Genomic DNA, 13,862 nt, shown 5'->3' with positions numbered 1-13,862 from the left:
GAACGCTGCGCTATGCTTCGCGCCATTGTGTCGGGGGTATCAGTATCACCTGGCGCATGGGGAATTCTACTGGCCTTGCAAGGCCGTCTGCGGGAGTGGTCGATGGTTCAGGCAAGCAGTCACGCCGAGGGCGGGCACGAGGGGAAGCAGGGCGCGACGCGGTCGCTGAGCCTGCTCGTGGCGGCGGTCGGGGTGGTTTATGGCGATATCGGTACCAGCCCGTTGTATACCCTCAAGGAAGTCTTCAGCGGCGGGTACGGAGTGCCGGTCAACCATGACGGCGTGCTGGGGATCCTGTCGCTGATCCTGTGGTCGCTGCTGTGGGTGGTGTCGTTCAAGTACGTGATGTTCATCCTGCGCGCCGACAACCAGGGCGAGGGTGGCACCATGGCACTGACTGCACTGGCGCGGCGGGCCACGGCGGCCTACCCGAGGTTGCGTACGCTGATGGTGGTGTGCGGGTTGATCGGCGCTTCGCTGTTCTATGGCGACAGCATGATCACCCCGGCGGTGTCGGTGCTGTCGGCGGTCGAGGGCATGGGGCTGGCCTTCGAAGGCATCGACCACTGGGTTGTGCCGATTTCGCTGGTGGTGCTGGTGGCGCTGTTCCTGGTGCAGAAGCACGGCACCGAGAAGATCGGCAAGCTGTTCGGCCCGATCATGGTCACCTGGTTCGTGGCGCTGGGCGTGCTCGGGGTGCATGGCATCTCGCAGAGCCCGGAAGTGCTCAAGGCATTCAACCCGGTCTGGGCGGTGAACTTCTTCGTGGTTCACCCCGGCATGGGCGTGGCCATCCTCGGCGCGGTGGTGCTGGCGCTGACCGGTGCCGAGGCGCTGTACGCCGACATGGGCCACTTTGGCCGCAAGCCGATCGCCCGCGCCTGGTTCGTCCTGGTGCTGCCGGCGCTGGTGCTCAACTACTTTGGCCAGGGCGCGATACTGCTGCAGGACCCGGAGGCGGCACGTAACCCCTTCTACCTGCTGGCGCCGGGCTGGGCACTGCTGCCGCTGGTCGGGTTGGCCACCATGGCCACGGTGATCGCCTCGCAGGCGGTGATCTCGGGGGCCTTCTCCCTGACCCGCCAGGCCATCCAGCTGGGCTACATTCCACGCATGCAGATCCAGCACACCTCCAGCGACGAGCAAGGGCAGATCTACATCGGTGCGGTGAACTGGGCGCTGATGGTTGGCGTGGTGCTGCTGGTGATCGGCTTCGGGTCGTCCGGCGCCCTGGCGGCAGCCTACGGCGTGGCGGTGACCGGTACCATGCTGATGACCACGCTCCTGGTCTCGGCGGTGATGTTGCTGCTGTGGAAGTGGCCACCGGTGCTGGCGGTGCCGATCCTGCTGGGTTTCCTGTTTGTGGATGGGCTGTTCTTTGCCGCCAACGTGCCGAAGATCATCCAGGGCGGGGCCTTCCCGGTCCTGGCCGGCGCTGTGCTGTTCCTGTTGATGAGCACCTGGAAGCGCGGCAAGCAGATCCTGATGGAGCGTATCGACGAAGGCGCGCTGCCGCTGCAGCTGTTCATCAGCAGTATCCGCATTCAGCCGCCGCACCGGGTCGAAGGCACGGCGGTGTTCCTCACGGCGCGCTCCGATGCGGTACCCCATGCGCTGTTGCACAACATGCTGCATAACCAGGTGCTGCACAGCCAGGTGGTGCTGCTGACGGTGGTCAGCGAGGATCGGCCACGGGTGCCGGAGCAGGAGCGCTTTGAGGTGGAGGCCTATGGCGACGGTTTCTTCCGCGTGTTGCTGCACTTCGGCTTCATGGACGAACCAGACGTGCCGGCGGCGTTGAAGCTGTGCCACCTGGAAGACCTGGACTTCAGCCCGATGCGCACCACCTTCTTCCTCAGCCGCGAGACCGTGATCGCCTCACGGCTGGAGGGAATGTCGCGCTGGCGGGGCAACCTGTTCGCGTTCCTGCTGAAGAATGCCAACGGCAACTTGCGCTTCTTCAACCTGCCGCTGAACCGGGTAATCGAGCTGGGGACCCAGGTCGAGATCTGAGGGGCAACACAGATTTCAAGGCAGTACCCGTCCCATGTGGGAGCGGGCATGCCCGCGAACACCGGCGAAGCCGGTGCCCTACACCGAGTTGCCGGCTTCGCGGGCACGCCCGCTCCCACATGGACCGCATAGCTTTCAAAGCTTGCGCTGTACCTGGACTGCCCCCGAAAAGTTGGACAGTTTTAGCCAGTGGCCTGAGTCCTGTAGCTGACAGGGCTCAGGCCATTGAGTTTCAGCCTGATGCGGTCATGGTTGTAGTAATGGATGTACTCTTCCAGGCCCGCCTTCAGCTGTTCGACGCTTTCAAAGCGCTTCAGGTAGAAGAACTCTGACTTCAGTGTGCCGAAGAAGCTTTCCATCGCTGCATTATCCAGACAATTGCCCTTGCGAGACATGCTCTGCTTCACACCGCGCGCTGCGAGCTTATGGCGGTATTGGGGCTGCTGGTAATGCCATCCCTGGTCTGAGTGGATCACTAGCTTGGGCTTTTCACCCAACCCATCGAGCGCCTTTTCCAGCATGTTCCCGACCAAGCCATAGGTAGGCCGGCAAGCTGTTTCATAGGCGATGATCTCACCGTTGTACAAGTCCATCACGGGCGACAGGTAGAGCTTTTGTTGGGCCACTTTGAACTCAGTGACATCGGTCACCCACTTCTGGTTGGGGCGTTGCGCGACGAAATTACGCTCAAGCAAATTCATGGCCACCTTGCCGACAATGCCGCGATAGGATCGATACTTCTTCGGGCGTACAACGGACTGCAAACCAAGCTCAGCCATCAACCGTTCAATGACCTTCTTGTTGACCAAGGTCCCCTGATTCCTGATGGCAAGGGCAATGCGGCGGTAGCCATACAGCCCTTTCTCCTCGTGATAGACACGCTGCACCAACTCCTTGAGCGAGGCGTGCCTGTCCGGCTTTTGCTGGCACTTGACCTGGTAATAAAAGGTACTGCGTGGCAACCCCACCATCTGCAAGAGGTCAGGCAGCGGATATTTATGTCTGAATTTGCAGACGATCAGGGCTTTTTCGTCCGTGTTCGCTCCTTCTCCTCTCGCAGAGCCTTTAACTCCTTTAGGACATCATTCTCCATGCGCAGATACTCGAGCTCGCTCAACAACTGCTCACGAGATTTCTCTGCGTCATTGGTGTCTGTCGGCTTGATGGGCTTAATTTTCTTCGGCACGGCTGATTTTCTTTGTTTGGCGAGAGTGGCTACAGGACTGCCACTGTAGTGCTGCCGCAGCCAAATGCCTATCTGTGAGGACTGTCCAAGGTCAAAGTGCGCCGCTGTTTGGCGCAGGGACAGGCGATGCTCAAGCATGTACTTGAGCACCCGCCGCTTGAATTCCTCGGTGTAGCGGCGACCATGCGAGCGAGGGCTGAGGCTGGCATCGACTTGGTAGCCAGCAACCCAGCGCCGAAGCAGGCTGAAATCGATGCCAAAGTGTTGTGCCACCTTGCGAAAGCCCCGGCTGCCCTCTAGGTAAGCGGTGATAGCCGTGAGCTTGAACTGCTCTGTGTATTTACCCATAGATCCCCCAAGGGTTGGATTGGTGTCCAACTTCTTGGGGGCAGTCCATACCTGTGGGAGCGGGTTCACCCGCGAATGGGCCGCAAGGTCTTATCAGTTCTGCTCTGCCACGCTGGATTTGCCCTGGCGCGTCTCGATCTCGCCGATCAAGCGCTTGGCCAGTGCCGGGTAGTTTTCGTCGAAGTGGTGCCCCCCCGGCAGCTTGAGGCGTTCACCCACCGCAGTCTTGTCGGTGCAACCGCTCTCGTCGGTTTCTTCCACACCATACACGCACACCACCTTGGAGGCCGGCAGCCTGGCCATTTCCGGCCCGGTTGGCGCTTCCTGGCCTTCCTTGCCCAGCCAGCCCTCGACTTCGATCTCGAAACTGCCGCTGCGGGCAAAGGCCAGCAGCATCACCGCGTCGATACGCTGCTGGTCCTCGGCCGGCAGGCGGTTGTAGATCGCCGGCAGCACGTCGGCACCGAACGAATAACCGGTCAGCACGAAGCGCTTGGTGCCCCATTTCTGCCGGTAGTGCTGCATCAGCTCGGACAAGTCGGCGGCGCTTTGTTCCGGGGTCTTGTGCTGCCAGTAGTAGCGCAGCGTGTCGATGCCCACCACCGGGTAGCCAAGCTTGGCCATTTCCCCGGCCACGTCGCGGTCCAGGTCCCGCCAGCCGCCATCACCGGAAAGGAACAGGGTGACCGTGTCGGTGGTCTGCCCGGCTGGCACCTCGACCACCGGGATGGCCAGGGCGTTGCCGTCGTGGCCGACCAGGGCCTGGGTCAGCTGGGCCTTGAGCACTTGTGGCAGGTGAATGTCGTAGTCGCTGATGCTGGTTTCGGCATTGGCCTGGTCGCGCACGAAGGCGGCGCTGGCGTCATCCGGGTTGTCGTTCCAGGCGACGTTCCAGTGGCCGTGGGCGGCCGACTTCGGCAGCGCTGCCTGGCAGCCGGGCTGTTCCAGGCTGAAGTCCACGGAAATCGCCCGCGCCTTGTCGTTGTTCTGGCTGGCCAGCCAGCGCCACGCCTGAGAGGCGCCAGGGCCGATACCGGCGACCAGGGTCGGTTTCTCCGGCAACTGGCCCATGGCCTGGTCCAAGGCCTGTTGCTGCTTGCTGCAGTCGTTGGGCGGCAGAATCACCTGCACCAGTTGCGCTTCGCCTGCCTGGGCCAGGTCCAGCAGCTGCCTGTCGGTCAGCGCCTGGTCCTGGGGTACACCGATGGCCACTCGGGCCTTGGGGTGCACGCCCGGGGTCACACGGGTGATGCGGGTGTCATTGATGCTCAGTTGTTCCAGGCGTGCCTCGGGGGCAGGGCGGGTCCATAGCCAGAACGCCAGCGCGCCTCCCAGGGCGGCCAACAGCAGGGGAACCAGCAGGTACAGCCAAAAGCGTCGGGTCATCAACGTTTCACCAATCCAGTCAGGCCGCCTGCGATCAGGGCGGCGGTGTCGGCCAGTGCCACCAGCGGGTCGAGCCCGGCCGGCACGGCCATGTAGCGGGGTTCCCAGTCCGGTTGGAACTTGTCCTTGAAGCGTCGAAGCCCCTGGAAGTTGTACAGCTGCTCGCCACGGCGGAACACCATCGAGCCCAGGCGCTGGGTCAAGGGCGCCCCACGCCGCGGCTGCAGGCCGGAGAGCGGCACCATGCCCAGGCTGAAGCGGGCGTAGTCATGGCTTTTGTAGTGCAGGATCAGACCGATCATCATGAATTCCATGGTCAGCTTCGGGGCCTCGGGGTGCGCACGCATCAGGTCGAGGCTGGCCAGTTCGTTGCCATGGGTTTCCAGCAGGTTGGCGAAAGCCACCGGGCGGCCCTGGAAGCGGATCAGGGCAATGCGAAAATGCTGCAAGTATTCAGGGCTGAAGCGCCCCAGCGAGAAGCCTTTCTCGCGCACGTTCTTGCCGCCAAGCCAGGCGTCGGATATTTCCTTCAGCTCTGCCAGCGGGGCATGCCCGGGTTCGTGGATTTCCAGGCTCAGGCCGTCACGGCCGCCACGGTTCCAGGTGTAGCGCAGGTCCTTCATCTCCTTGCCCTTGGCTTCGAGGTCGAAGCGGCGCAAGTCGACCCGGGCTTCTTCGCCCAGCTTCAGCGCGGTCAGGCCGATGTCCATGTAGAACGGCAGGTTCTCGGCGCGCACCTGATAGAACACCGGGCGGGCATGGTGCAGGTCGCACAGGTCGCGGAATTGCCAGATCATCTCGGCGCGCTCCTGGGCCGGGCCGATCGGGTCGTACAGCGCCACCAGGCTGCGGCCGCGACGGGCGTACATGAGGAAGGCGTTGTCGCGAGGGTGGAACAGCAGCGCCTTGTCGCCGGTCAGGGCCAGGCCGCCATCGGGCTGGTCGGAGGCCAGCAGAATGCGGTTGGCACGCAGCAGCTCTTCTTCGTCAGGCAGGTGGATCACCGGTGGTGCGGTGCGCAGCAGCCAGGTCAGGGCCACGGCCGCCAGCAGCACTGCGCTGCCCATGGCGGCGCGCAGGCCACGCGGGGCATCGGCATCGAGGGTGAACTGCCACCACAGCTGATGGCTGTAGGGCACATCCTGGTAGGCGAACAGCAACAACCACACCGATGCGCCGACCACACAGGCGCTGGCCACCAGAAACACCGGCGAGAACGGCAACTCGAGCAAACGGCTGGGGCGGTAGAAGGAACGGCGGAACAAGGCGAGCAGGGCGGCAGTGAGGGTCAGCAGGCAGGCCTCTTCCCAATCGAAGCCCTTGAGCAGCGACAGCAGGGCGCCGACCAGCAACAGCACGGTGGTCAGCAGCCAGGCGGCGGACAGGCGCCGGCGCAGGCCCTGGGCCAGCAGCAGGCACAGCACGCCGATCAGGCTGGCGCCGAAGTGCGAGGCGTCGATCAGGCGGTGCGGTACCAGGAAACCCATGTGCTCCAGGCGGGTGTCGATCTCGGGCGTGGCCCCGGAGAACAGCAGCACCACCCCGGACAGGAACACCAGGATCGACAGGATCGGCGCGGCCAGCCCGGAAGCGGCCTTGATAGCCTGTTGCGCGAACAGCAGGCGCCGGGCCTCGTTGGCCAGCAGCAGCACGCAGGCCAGCAGCAGCGGCAGCACCACGTAGATCAGCCGATACAGCAGCAGGGCCGCGGCCAGCGGCGCGGCGCCGAGTTGGTCGGCAAAAGCTGCCAGCAGGATCGCTTCGAATACCCCGACACCGCCCGGTACGTGGCTGAGCACACCTGCGGCCAAGGCCAGCAGGTACACCAGCACAAAGGCACCGAACGGCGGTGCTTCGGGCAGTAGCAGATACAGCACGGTGGCGGCAGCGGCGACATCCAGTGCGGTGATCAGCAATTGCAGGGCTGCCAGGCGTGCGCCAGGCAGGCGCAGTGTGCGGCGGCCCAGTTGTACCAGCAGGCTGTTGGCCAGTGGTTGCTCAGCCAGGCGCCGGCGGTACAAGCCGAACACCAGCACGCTGCATACCAGCAGCACGGCTATTGCGACACCCGCCAGCAAGCCAGGCGCCAAACCCAGTGCGGCAGACGCCGCCGGCAGGTCGCTCAAGGTCGCCAAGGCGGCCAGGGGCGGCAGCGCGCAGCCCAGTGACAGGCTGGCAAAAACGGTCATCCGTGCAACTTCACCTGCGCCAACCCCCTGGCGTGCATACAGGCGGTAGCGCACCGAACCGCCCGAAAGCATCGATAGGCCGATGGCGTTACCGATGGCAAAGGCGCTGAAGCCGCCCAGCACCAGGCTGCTCGCCGGCAGCTTCACGCCGGCATAGCGGCTGGCCGACCACTCGTAGCCCAGCAGGACAACGAAACCGAGCACGGTAGCCAGCAAGGCGCCAAGCAAGGACTGGGTCGGCACGCTGAGCATGGCATCGTGCAAGGCATAGATGTCCAATTCGCTCAACAGGTGGCGGCAGGCGATCAAGGCCATGGTGAACAACACCAGGGTCACTACCAGGCCGATGGGCTGGCGGTAGCGGCTCAAGCGTTCGAGCAAGGGCAGGCGTTGCACCGCGCCGGGTAGGGCCGAGGCAAGCGGCACCGGGGGTTCGGGGTTGTGCGAAGTCATGGATTGCCCCGGGCTTGCAGCGCGAGGTGAGGGAGAGGTGTGGCCAAGTGAGAGTCCCTTAGGAAAACGTATCCAATGTTACTCCGGCCTCAAGCGCTTTCAGCGGCCTGGCAGGGTTAAAGATAGTTCATCCTGGGCACGACCTCTCAAGCCTGCGGGTTGGCTGGAGGCGGGGGAATTGGAGGGCGACGAAAAGCAGGAGGGGGAATGCAACAAACCCCGCGCTGCTGTTACACAGACGGGGTTTGTTCTGACGAATATGGTTGCGGGAGCCGGATTTGAACCGACGACCTTCGGGTTATGAGCCCGACGAGCTACCAGGCTGCTCCATCCCGCGTCAGTGGGGCGCATTCTACAGCTTTCAGAATGGGTGTCAAGCGCTAGTCATTGATTTTTTTGAAATTTCTTTCAACGCATTATTTGACGCAAAAGAAAAAGGCCACTGTGTGAACAGTGGCCTTTTCTCGAATCTGGTTGCGGGAGCCGGATTTGAACCGACGACCTTCGGGTTATGAGCCCGACGAGCTACCAGGCTGCTCCATCCCGCGCCTGTGAGATCGAATTCTACGGATTTACCCGTGGGTGTCAAGCTTTTTTCTGAAAAAACCTTTCCTGTTCAAACTCTTAGCGTTTGAATATAGCGCGCAGCTCAGGCGCGACGGGGCTTTCAGGCCGATTATCGACCAATGCCGGGCACAGGCTGCATGCCTCGAAGGCACATGCGATACTATCTGTATGAATTTACAGTGCTGACGGTCATCCATGTCCTTGCGCAAGATCATCCACGTCGACTGCGATTGCTTTTATGCCGCGATCGAAATGCGTGACGACCCGCGCCTGGCCGGGCGGCCCATGGCGGTGGGGGGCTCGGCCAACCACCGTGGGGTGATCGCCACCTGCAACTATGAAGCGCGTGCCTACGGCGTGCGTTCGGCCATGTCGTCGCGGCACGCCCTTAAGCTGTGCCCGGACCTGCTGATCGTCAAGCCGCGCTTCGAGGCCTACCGTGAGGCCTCGCGGGAAATCCACACGATCTTCCGCGACTACACCGAGTTGATCGAGCCACTGTCGCTGGACGAGGCCTATCTGGATGTGAGCGACAGCCAGTGGTATTCGGGCAGCGCCACGCGCATTGCCGAGGATATCCGCCGGCGCGTCGCCCGCACCCTGCATATCACTGTCTCGGCCGGTGTGGCGCCGAACAAGTTCCTGGCCAAGATCGCCAGTGACTGGCGCAAGCCCAATGGCCTGTTCGTGATTACTCCGGGCGAAGTGGAGGCGTTCGTCGCCGCCCTGCCGGTGGCCAGGCTGCACGGGGTAGGCAAGGTAACGGCAGACAAGCTGGCGCGGTTGGGTATCGAAACCTGCCTGGAATTGCGCGACTGGTCGCGCCTGGCGCTGGTGCGCGAGTTCGGCAGCTTTGGCGAGCGTTTGTGGGGGCTGGCGCGGGGTATCGATGAACGTGCGGTGCACAATGACAGTCGCCGGCAGTCGGTCAGCGTGGAAAACACCTACGACACCGATTTGCCGGACCTGGCCAGTTGCCTGGCACGGCTGCCCGAGCTGCTGGAAAGCCTGAACGAGCGTATCGCCCGAATGGACAGCAGTTACCGACCGGAAAAGCCCTTCGTCAAGGTCAAGTTCCATGACTTCAGCCAGACCACCATGGAACAGGCGGGGGCGGGCAGGGACCTGGAGAGTTATCGACAATTGCTGGGGCAGGCGTTTGCCCGTGGTGGCAAACCGGTGCGCTTGCTGGGGGTAGGCGTGAGGTTGCGCGACTTGCGCGGGGCGCATGAGCAGCTGGAGCTGTTCCCGCCTCAATAAATGGCCCGCCAATTTAACGCGGTCCCTGTAGGAGCGGCCTTGTGTCGCGATGGGCTGCGAAGCAGCCCCATGATTTCAGCCTTGATGCGTGAATTGCCGGGGCTGCTTCGCAGCCCATCGCGACACAAGGCCGCTCCTACAAGGTAATGCGTGATGCCGGTTATTGCGCGCCCGGGTCGGCCACCAACCGGCCAGTGGCCTTGGTCAGCGACTGCAGAAACTCCTGCTGCAACTCCGGATCGTTGCGGGTCAGTTCGATCAGGCTCTGTTCCATTTCACTGGCTTCCTCTTCCAGGCCCAGTTCGGACAAGCGCTTGACCCGGTGTACCCATTGGCCGACATCGTCATCTTCGAGGTCATCGAAGATCAGTTCATGGGCTTCGAGCAGCTTGTTGCGCAGGGTGGCGCTGACCAGCAGGCTGGCATCGCCACGTACCGCGTTGTCCTCGTCCAGCACCTGCAGGTGCAGGGTGCCGATGTGGTTGAGGTTCTGCTCGGAGAACGGGCTGTCGAGCAGGTTCAGGCGCAGCACGCCGTTCCTGTCGGTGGTCAGCTCGTGGGTCATCTTGCCGGCCTTGACCTCGACCAGGCGCTCGCTCCAGGGCACGCTGGTAGATTCCTCGCGCTTGCCTTTCTGTACTTCGCTGATCCCGGCCAGGTTCTGCTGGGCACGGCCGTTGGACGGCACGTTCATGAACGGGTTGAGCCCGTCCACGCCATAGCTGAGCCAGTCGTGGGTGATGCTTTCCGGCAGGTTGCCCAGGGCGAAGACATTGACCACATTGGCACCCACGCCTGCCACCACGGCCACCGCACCCAACGGGATCTCGTAGATTTCCCGCCAGGGTTGGTAAGGCGTGTAGCGGTCATAGCTGCGGGTGACTTCGAACTCGGTGACTTCGAAGCGCTTCTGCTCATGCACGCGCACACGTCGTTGCGGAAGCTCCATCACCTTCGGCTCGCCGACATCGATCTGCAGGGTGTGCTCGAGCAGTTTGCGCTCGACGCGCTCCTCATGGTCGCTGCGCTGGGACATCTGGTTGGCGCAGCCGCTGACGAGCAGGGCGCCGCACAGTGCGGCGCCCCCCAGGGGAAAGGTACTTCGCTTGAACATGATCACTCGTGCATTGGTTATCAGCGGCGAACGCGGGCCTGCAGGAAGGTCAGCACTTCATTGAGCGGCAACGACTGGGCGTCCTGCTCGGTGCGGTGCTTGTACTCCAGGTTGCCTTCGGCCAGGCCGCGATCGCTGACGACGATGCGGTGCGGGATGCCGATCAGCTCCATGTCGGCAAACTTGATGCCTGGGCTGGTCTTCTTGTCACGGTCGTCCAGCAGCACTTCGTAGCCGGCAGCAGTCAGCTCGGCGTACAGCTTGTCGGTCGCCTCGCGAACTACCTCGGTTTCGTAGCGCAGCGGTACCAGGGCGATCTGGAACGGGGCCAGGGCGTCGTTCCAGATGATGCCCTTGTCGTCGTAGCTCTGCTCGATGGCAGCTGCCACCACGCGGGACACACCGATACCGTAGCAGCCCATGGAAAGGGTTACCGGCTTGCCGTTCTCGCCCAGTACCTGGCACTTCAGCGCCTCGCTGTACTTGGTGCCGAGCTGGAAGATGTGGCCCACTTCGATGCCGCGCTTGATCACCAGGGTACCCTGGCCGTCCGGGCTCGGGTCGCCTTCGACCACGTTACGCAGGTCGGCGACCTGTGGAACCGGCAGGTCGCGCTCCCAGTTCACGCCGAAGTAGTGCTTGTCGTCGATGTTGGCGCCAATGCCGAAGTCGCTCATCAGGGCAACCGAACGGTCGATCACGCACTCCAGTGGCAGGTTCAGCGGGCCGAGCGAGCCGGCGCCGGCACCGATGGCCTCGCGCAGTTCGGCGTCGGTGGCCATGACCAGCGGGTCGGCAACCTGTTCCAGCTTGGCCGCCTTGATTTCGTTGAGCTCATGGTCGCCACGCACGATCAGTGCTACCAGCTTGCCTTCCTCGGCACCGCGCACGATCAAGGTCTTGACGGTCTTCTCGATCGGCAGGCCGAAGTTTTCCACCAGCTGGGCGATGGTCTTGGCGTTCGGCGTGTCGACCAGGCGCAGCTCCTCGGTAGGGGCCGGGCGCACGGTTTCACGCGGGATGGCCTCGGCCTTCTCGATGTTGGCGGCGTAGTCGGAGCTGTCGCTGAAGATCACGTCGTCTTCGCCGGACTCGGCCAGTACGTGGAATTCGTGCGAGTAGCTGCCACCGATGGAGCCGGTGTCGGCCTGCACTGGGCGGAAGTCCAGGCCCAGGCGGGTGAACACGTTGCTGTACGCCTGGTGCATGCGGTCGTAGGTTTCCTGCAGGGAAGCCTGGTCGGCATGGAACGAGTAGGCGTCCTTCATGATGAACTCGCGGCCGCGCATCAGGCCGAAGCGCGGGCGGATCTCGTCACGGAACTTGGTCTGGATCTGGTACATGTTGAGCGGCAGCTGTTTATAGCTGGACAGCTCGTTGCGGGCCAGGTCGGTGATCACTTCTTCGTGGGTCGGGCCGACGCAGAAGTCGCGCTGGTGGCGGTCCTTCAGGCGCAGCAGCTCCGGGCCGTACTGTTCCCAGCGGCCGGATTCCTGCCACAGTTCGGCGGGCTGGATGCTGGGCATCAGCACTTCCAGGGCGCCGGCGGCGTTCATTTCCTCACGCACCACGGCCTCGACCTTGCGCATCACCCGCAAGCCCATCGGCAGCCAGGTGTACAGGCCGGAGGCCAGTTTGCGGATCATGCCGGCACGCAGCATGAGCTGATGGCTGATGACCACTGCGTCGGCAGGGGTTTCTTTCTGGGTGGCGAGCAAATATTGACTGGTGCGCATGGTGAGCCGTGTCGATTGCCTAAGACATTGAAATGACCCCGCATTGTACGGGGGCGAAACGAAGGCGTACAGGATGCCCCAGGGCGTGACGCTTGTCAGCCAAGAAAAAACCCGGCGTGATCGCCGGGCTTTTTCAGGTGCGGGGCACTGCAAGCCAGGCTTACAGGATGCTCAGCGGGTACTCCACGATCAGGCGCAGTTCGTCGATCGATGGGGAGTCGTAGTAGGTGCCATCGGAAGAACGGTAGGTGGCTTGACGCACGCGGAAGCTCAGGTCTTTCGCCGGGCCGCTCTGCAGCACGTACTTGATATCGACGTCGCGTTCCCATTCCTTGCCGTTGCTGGTGCCGGTGACGTTGGCATCGGTACCGCGTACATAACGGGTCATGAAGGTCAGGCCCGGGATGCCGTATTCAGCAAAGTTCAGGTCGTAGCGAGCCTGCCAGGATTTCTCGTCTTCGGCGTTGAAGTCGGAACGGGCCACGGAGTTGGCCAGGAAGATGGTGCCGCCACCGTCGATGCCATAGCCATAGTCGCCGTCGCCGGTGACTTTCTGGTAGGCCAGGGTGAAGGTGTGAGCGCCGATGTTGTAGGCGCCCGACAGGCTGAATGCGCGGTTGTCCAGCTTGTCGCCATCGAATGCGCGGTACTCGGCCGAGCCTTCGCTCTTGGTGTCATAGATGTTGAAGTCGAACACCAGGCCTTGTTTGTCCGAGATCGGCAGAGCCCAGTTGACGTTGGCGTAGTATTTGCGCCAGTAGTCTTCAACCTTCGAGTAGTACAGGCTGGTGCTGAGGTTGTCGGTGAACGCGTAGGTACCACCTACCACGTTGGCTTCCTTCAGGCGGAAGCTGTCGCGGTTGGTCTGCTCCTGGGCGGTCAGGCTGGTGAAATGACCAGCGTGCAGGGTCAGGCCCTCGATCTCGTTGCTGGTGATCAGGGTGCCCTGGGCGATTTCCGGCAGCAGGCGGCTGTCGTCAGTGGCGAAGACCGGCAGAGCGGTGAACTGGTCACCCACTTTCAGTACGGTGTCGGAGATGCGGAATTTAACCGCGCCGCCGGCCTTGGAGTAGTCATCCTGCGAACGGCCGTCGGAGCCGGTCGGGAACAGGCCGGTGCCGGCGCGGCCCTTGCCGCTGTCCAGTTTCAGGCCGAGCATGCCGATGGCATCAACACCCACACCCACGGTGCCCTGGGTGAAGCCGGACTCGAAGGTGCCGAGGAAGCCCAGGCCGGTTTCTTCGCGACGGCTCTGGCCGCCTTCGTTGTTACGGAAGTCACGGCTGAAGTACAGCATGCGGGTCTTGACGTTCAGCTTGCTGTCTTCGATGAAACCTTTGGACTCGTCCTGGGAAGAGGCCAATGCCAACTGCGAGGTCCCTGCCGCAACGGCCAGGGCGATCATGCTCCACTTCATCACGCGCATCGTGATTTGCTCCTTTGGTTTTTAGGAAGAGTACCGCTGCGTCCAAGTGTTTTAGTTATATGGGGCAGCTCTTTCTTGTTATGTCGGCGAAAATGTATAGCACGCTGACTGTTGTTGGCGATATGGGTATAAACATCCTTTTCGGAACTTTTTCACCATGTCGCTTTTAAGTATTTCCATGTCG

Annotated in this window: 8 protein-coding genes and 2 tRNA genes; 2 read left to right on the top strand and 8 right to left on the bottom strand. The window is 62.6% G+C overall.

Annotation, left to right across the window (positions count from 1 at the left end):
- Nucleotides 1-102 precede the first annotated feature (102 nt).
- Nucleotides 103-2,013, top strand: coding sequence for a potassium transporter Kup (locus C163_RS19795; RefSeq protein ID WP_025340273.1), 1,911 nt, complete (start codon nt 103-105; stop codon nt 2,011-2,013).
- 182 nt (nt 2,014-2,195) lie between these two features.
- On the opposite strand, the gene C163_RS27240 is transcribed toward C163_RS19795, so the two are convergent.
- The 5 genes from C163_RS27240 to C163_RS19765 form a co-directional block, all read right to left on the bottom strand.
- A protein-coding gene (locus C163_RS27240) for an IS3 family transposase (protein WP_371257950.1) occupies nt 2,196-3,547 on the bottom strand; the annotation gives its coding sequence in 2 pieces (ribosomal slippage) (nt 2,196-3,076 and nt 3,076-3,547; 1,353 coding nt in all).
- A gap of 93 nt (nt 3,548-3,640) precedes the next feature.
- Nucleotides 3,641-4,933 carry a virulence factor family protein gene (locus C163_RS19780; protein ID WP_025340272.1) on the bottom strand — a complete coding sequence of 431 codons (1,293 nt, stop codon included), beginning with the start codon at nt 4,931-4,933 and terminating at the stop codon, nt 3,641-3,643.
- Nucleotides 4,933-7,575 carry a bifunctional lysylphosphatidylglycerol flippase/synthetase MprF gene (gene mprF, locus C163_RS19775; protein WP_025340271.1) on the bottom strand — a complete coding sequence of 881 codons (2,643 nt, stop codon included), beginning with the start codon at nt 7,573-7,575 and terminating at the stop codon, nt 4,933-4,935. Before mprF ends, C163_RS19780 begins: the two co-directional genes overlap by 1 nt.
- Before the next feature lie 260 nt (nt 7,576-7,835).
- Nucleotides 7,836-7,912 (bottom strand) — tRNA-Met (locus C163_RS19770).
- Between the two features lie 134 nt (nt 7,913-8,046).
- Nucleotides 8,047-8,123 (bottom strand) — tRNA-Met (locus C163_RS19765).
- A 220-nt stretch (nt 8,124-8,343) separates the two neighbouring features.
- Here C163_RS19765 and dinB point away from each other — a divergent pair.
- Nucleotides 8,344-9,402: a DNA polymerase IV gene (dinB, locus tag C163_RS19760; RefSeq protein ID WP_177325782.1), complete on the top strand. Its 1,059-nt coding sequence runs from the start codon at nt 8,344-8,346 to the stop codon at nt 9,400-9,402.
- 160 nt (nt 9,403-9,562) lie between these two features.
- Here dinB and C163_RS19755 read toward each other — a convergent pair whose 3' ends face one another.
- The 3 genes from C163_RS19755 to C163_RS19745 all read right to left on the bottom strand — a co-directional run bounded on the left by C163_RS19755 (nt 9,563) and on the right by C163_RS19745 (nt 13,678).
- Nucleotides 9,563-10,516 carry a hypothetical protein gene (locus C163_RS19755; protein WP_023661807.1) on the bottom strand — a complete coding sequence of 318 codons (954 nt, stop codon included), beginning with the start codon at nt 10,514-10,516 and terminating at the stop codon, nt 9,563-9,565.
- A 20-nt stretch (nt 10,517-10,536) separates the two neighbouring features.
- The gene (locus tag C163_RS19750; protein ID WP_025340269.1) at nt 10,537-12,252 is read right to left on the bottom strand and encodes a proline--tRNA ligase; all 1,716 of its coding nucleotides are present in this window, start codon (nt 12,250-12,252) and stop codon (nt 10,537-10,539) included.
- Nucleotides 12,253-12,412: 160 nt separating this feature from the next.
- On the bottom strand, nt 12,413-13,678 hold the full coding sequence (locus C163_RS19745) for an OprD family porin (protein WP_025340268.1): 1,266 nt from the start codon (nt 13,676-13,678) through the stop codon (nt 12,413-12,415).
- Between the last annotated feature and the right edge of the window lie 184 nt (nt 13,679-13,862).

It is taken from the genome of Pseudomonas sp. FGI182, from assembly GCF_000511325.1.
Classification (GTDB): Bacteria; Pseudomonadota; Gammaproteobacteria; order Pseudomonadales; family Pseudomonadaceae; genus Aquipseudomonas; species Aquipseudomonas putida_Z.
The sequence above is the reverse complement of the archived record's forward strand: the minus strand, read 5'-3'. Positions and strand labels throughout refer to the sequence as shown.

Excerpts from the sequence above, each read along its gene's own strand:
- C163_RS19745 (WP_025340268.1), bottom strand. The coding sequence starts at position 13,678 with ATGCGCGTGATGAAGTGGAGCATGATCGCCCTGGCCGTTGCGGCAGGG.
- C163_RS19755 (WP_023661807.1), bottom strand. The coding sequence starts at position 10,516 with ATGTTCAAGCGAAGTACCTTTCCCCTGGGGGGCGCCGCACTGTGCGGC.
- C163_RS19780 (WP_025340272.1), bottom strand. The coding sequence starts at position 4,933 with ATGACCCGACGCTTTTGGCTGTACCTGCTGGTTCCCCTGCTGTTGGCC.
- C163_RS19795 (WP_025340273.1), top strand. The coding sequence starts at position 103 with ATGGTTCAGGCAAGCAGTCACGCCGAGGGCGGGCACGAGGGGAAGCAG.
- mprF (WP_025340271.1), bottom strand. The coding sequence starts at position 7,575 with ATGACTTCGCACAACCCCGAACCCCCGGTGCCGCTTGCCTCGGCCCTA.
- C163_RS19750 (WP_025340269.1), bottom strand. The coding sequence starts at position 12,252 with ATGCGCACCAGTCAATATTTGCTCGCCACCCAGAAAGAAACCCCTGCC.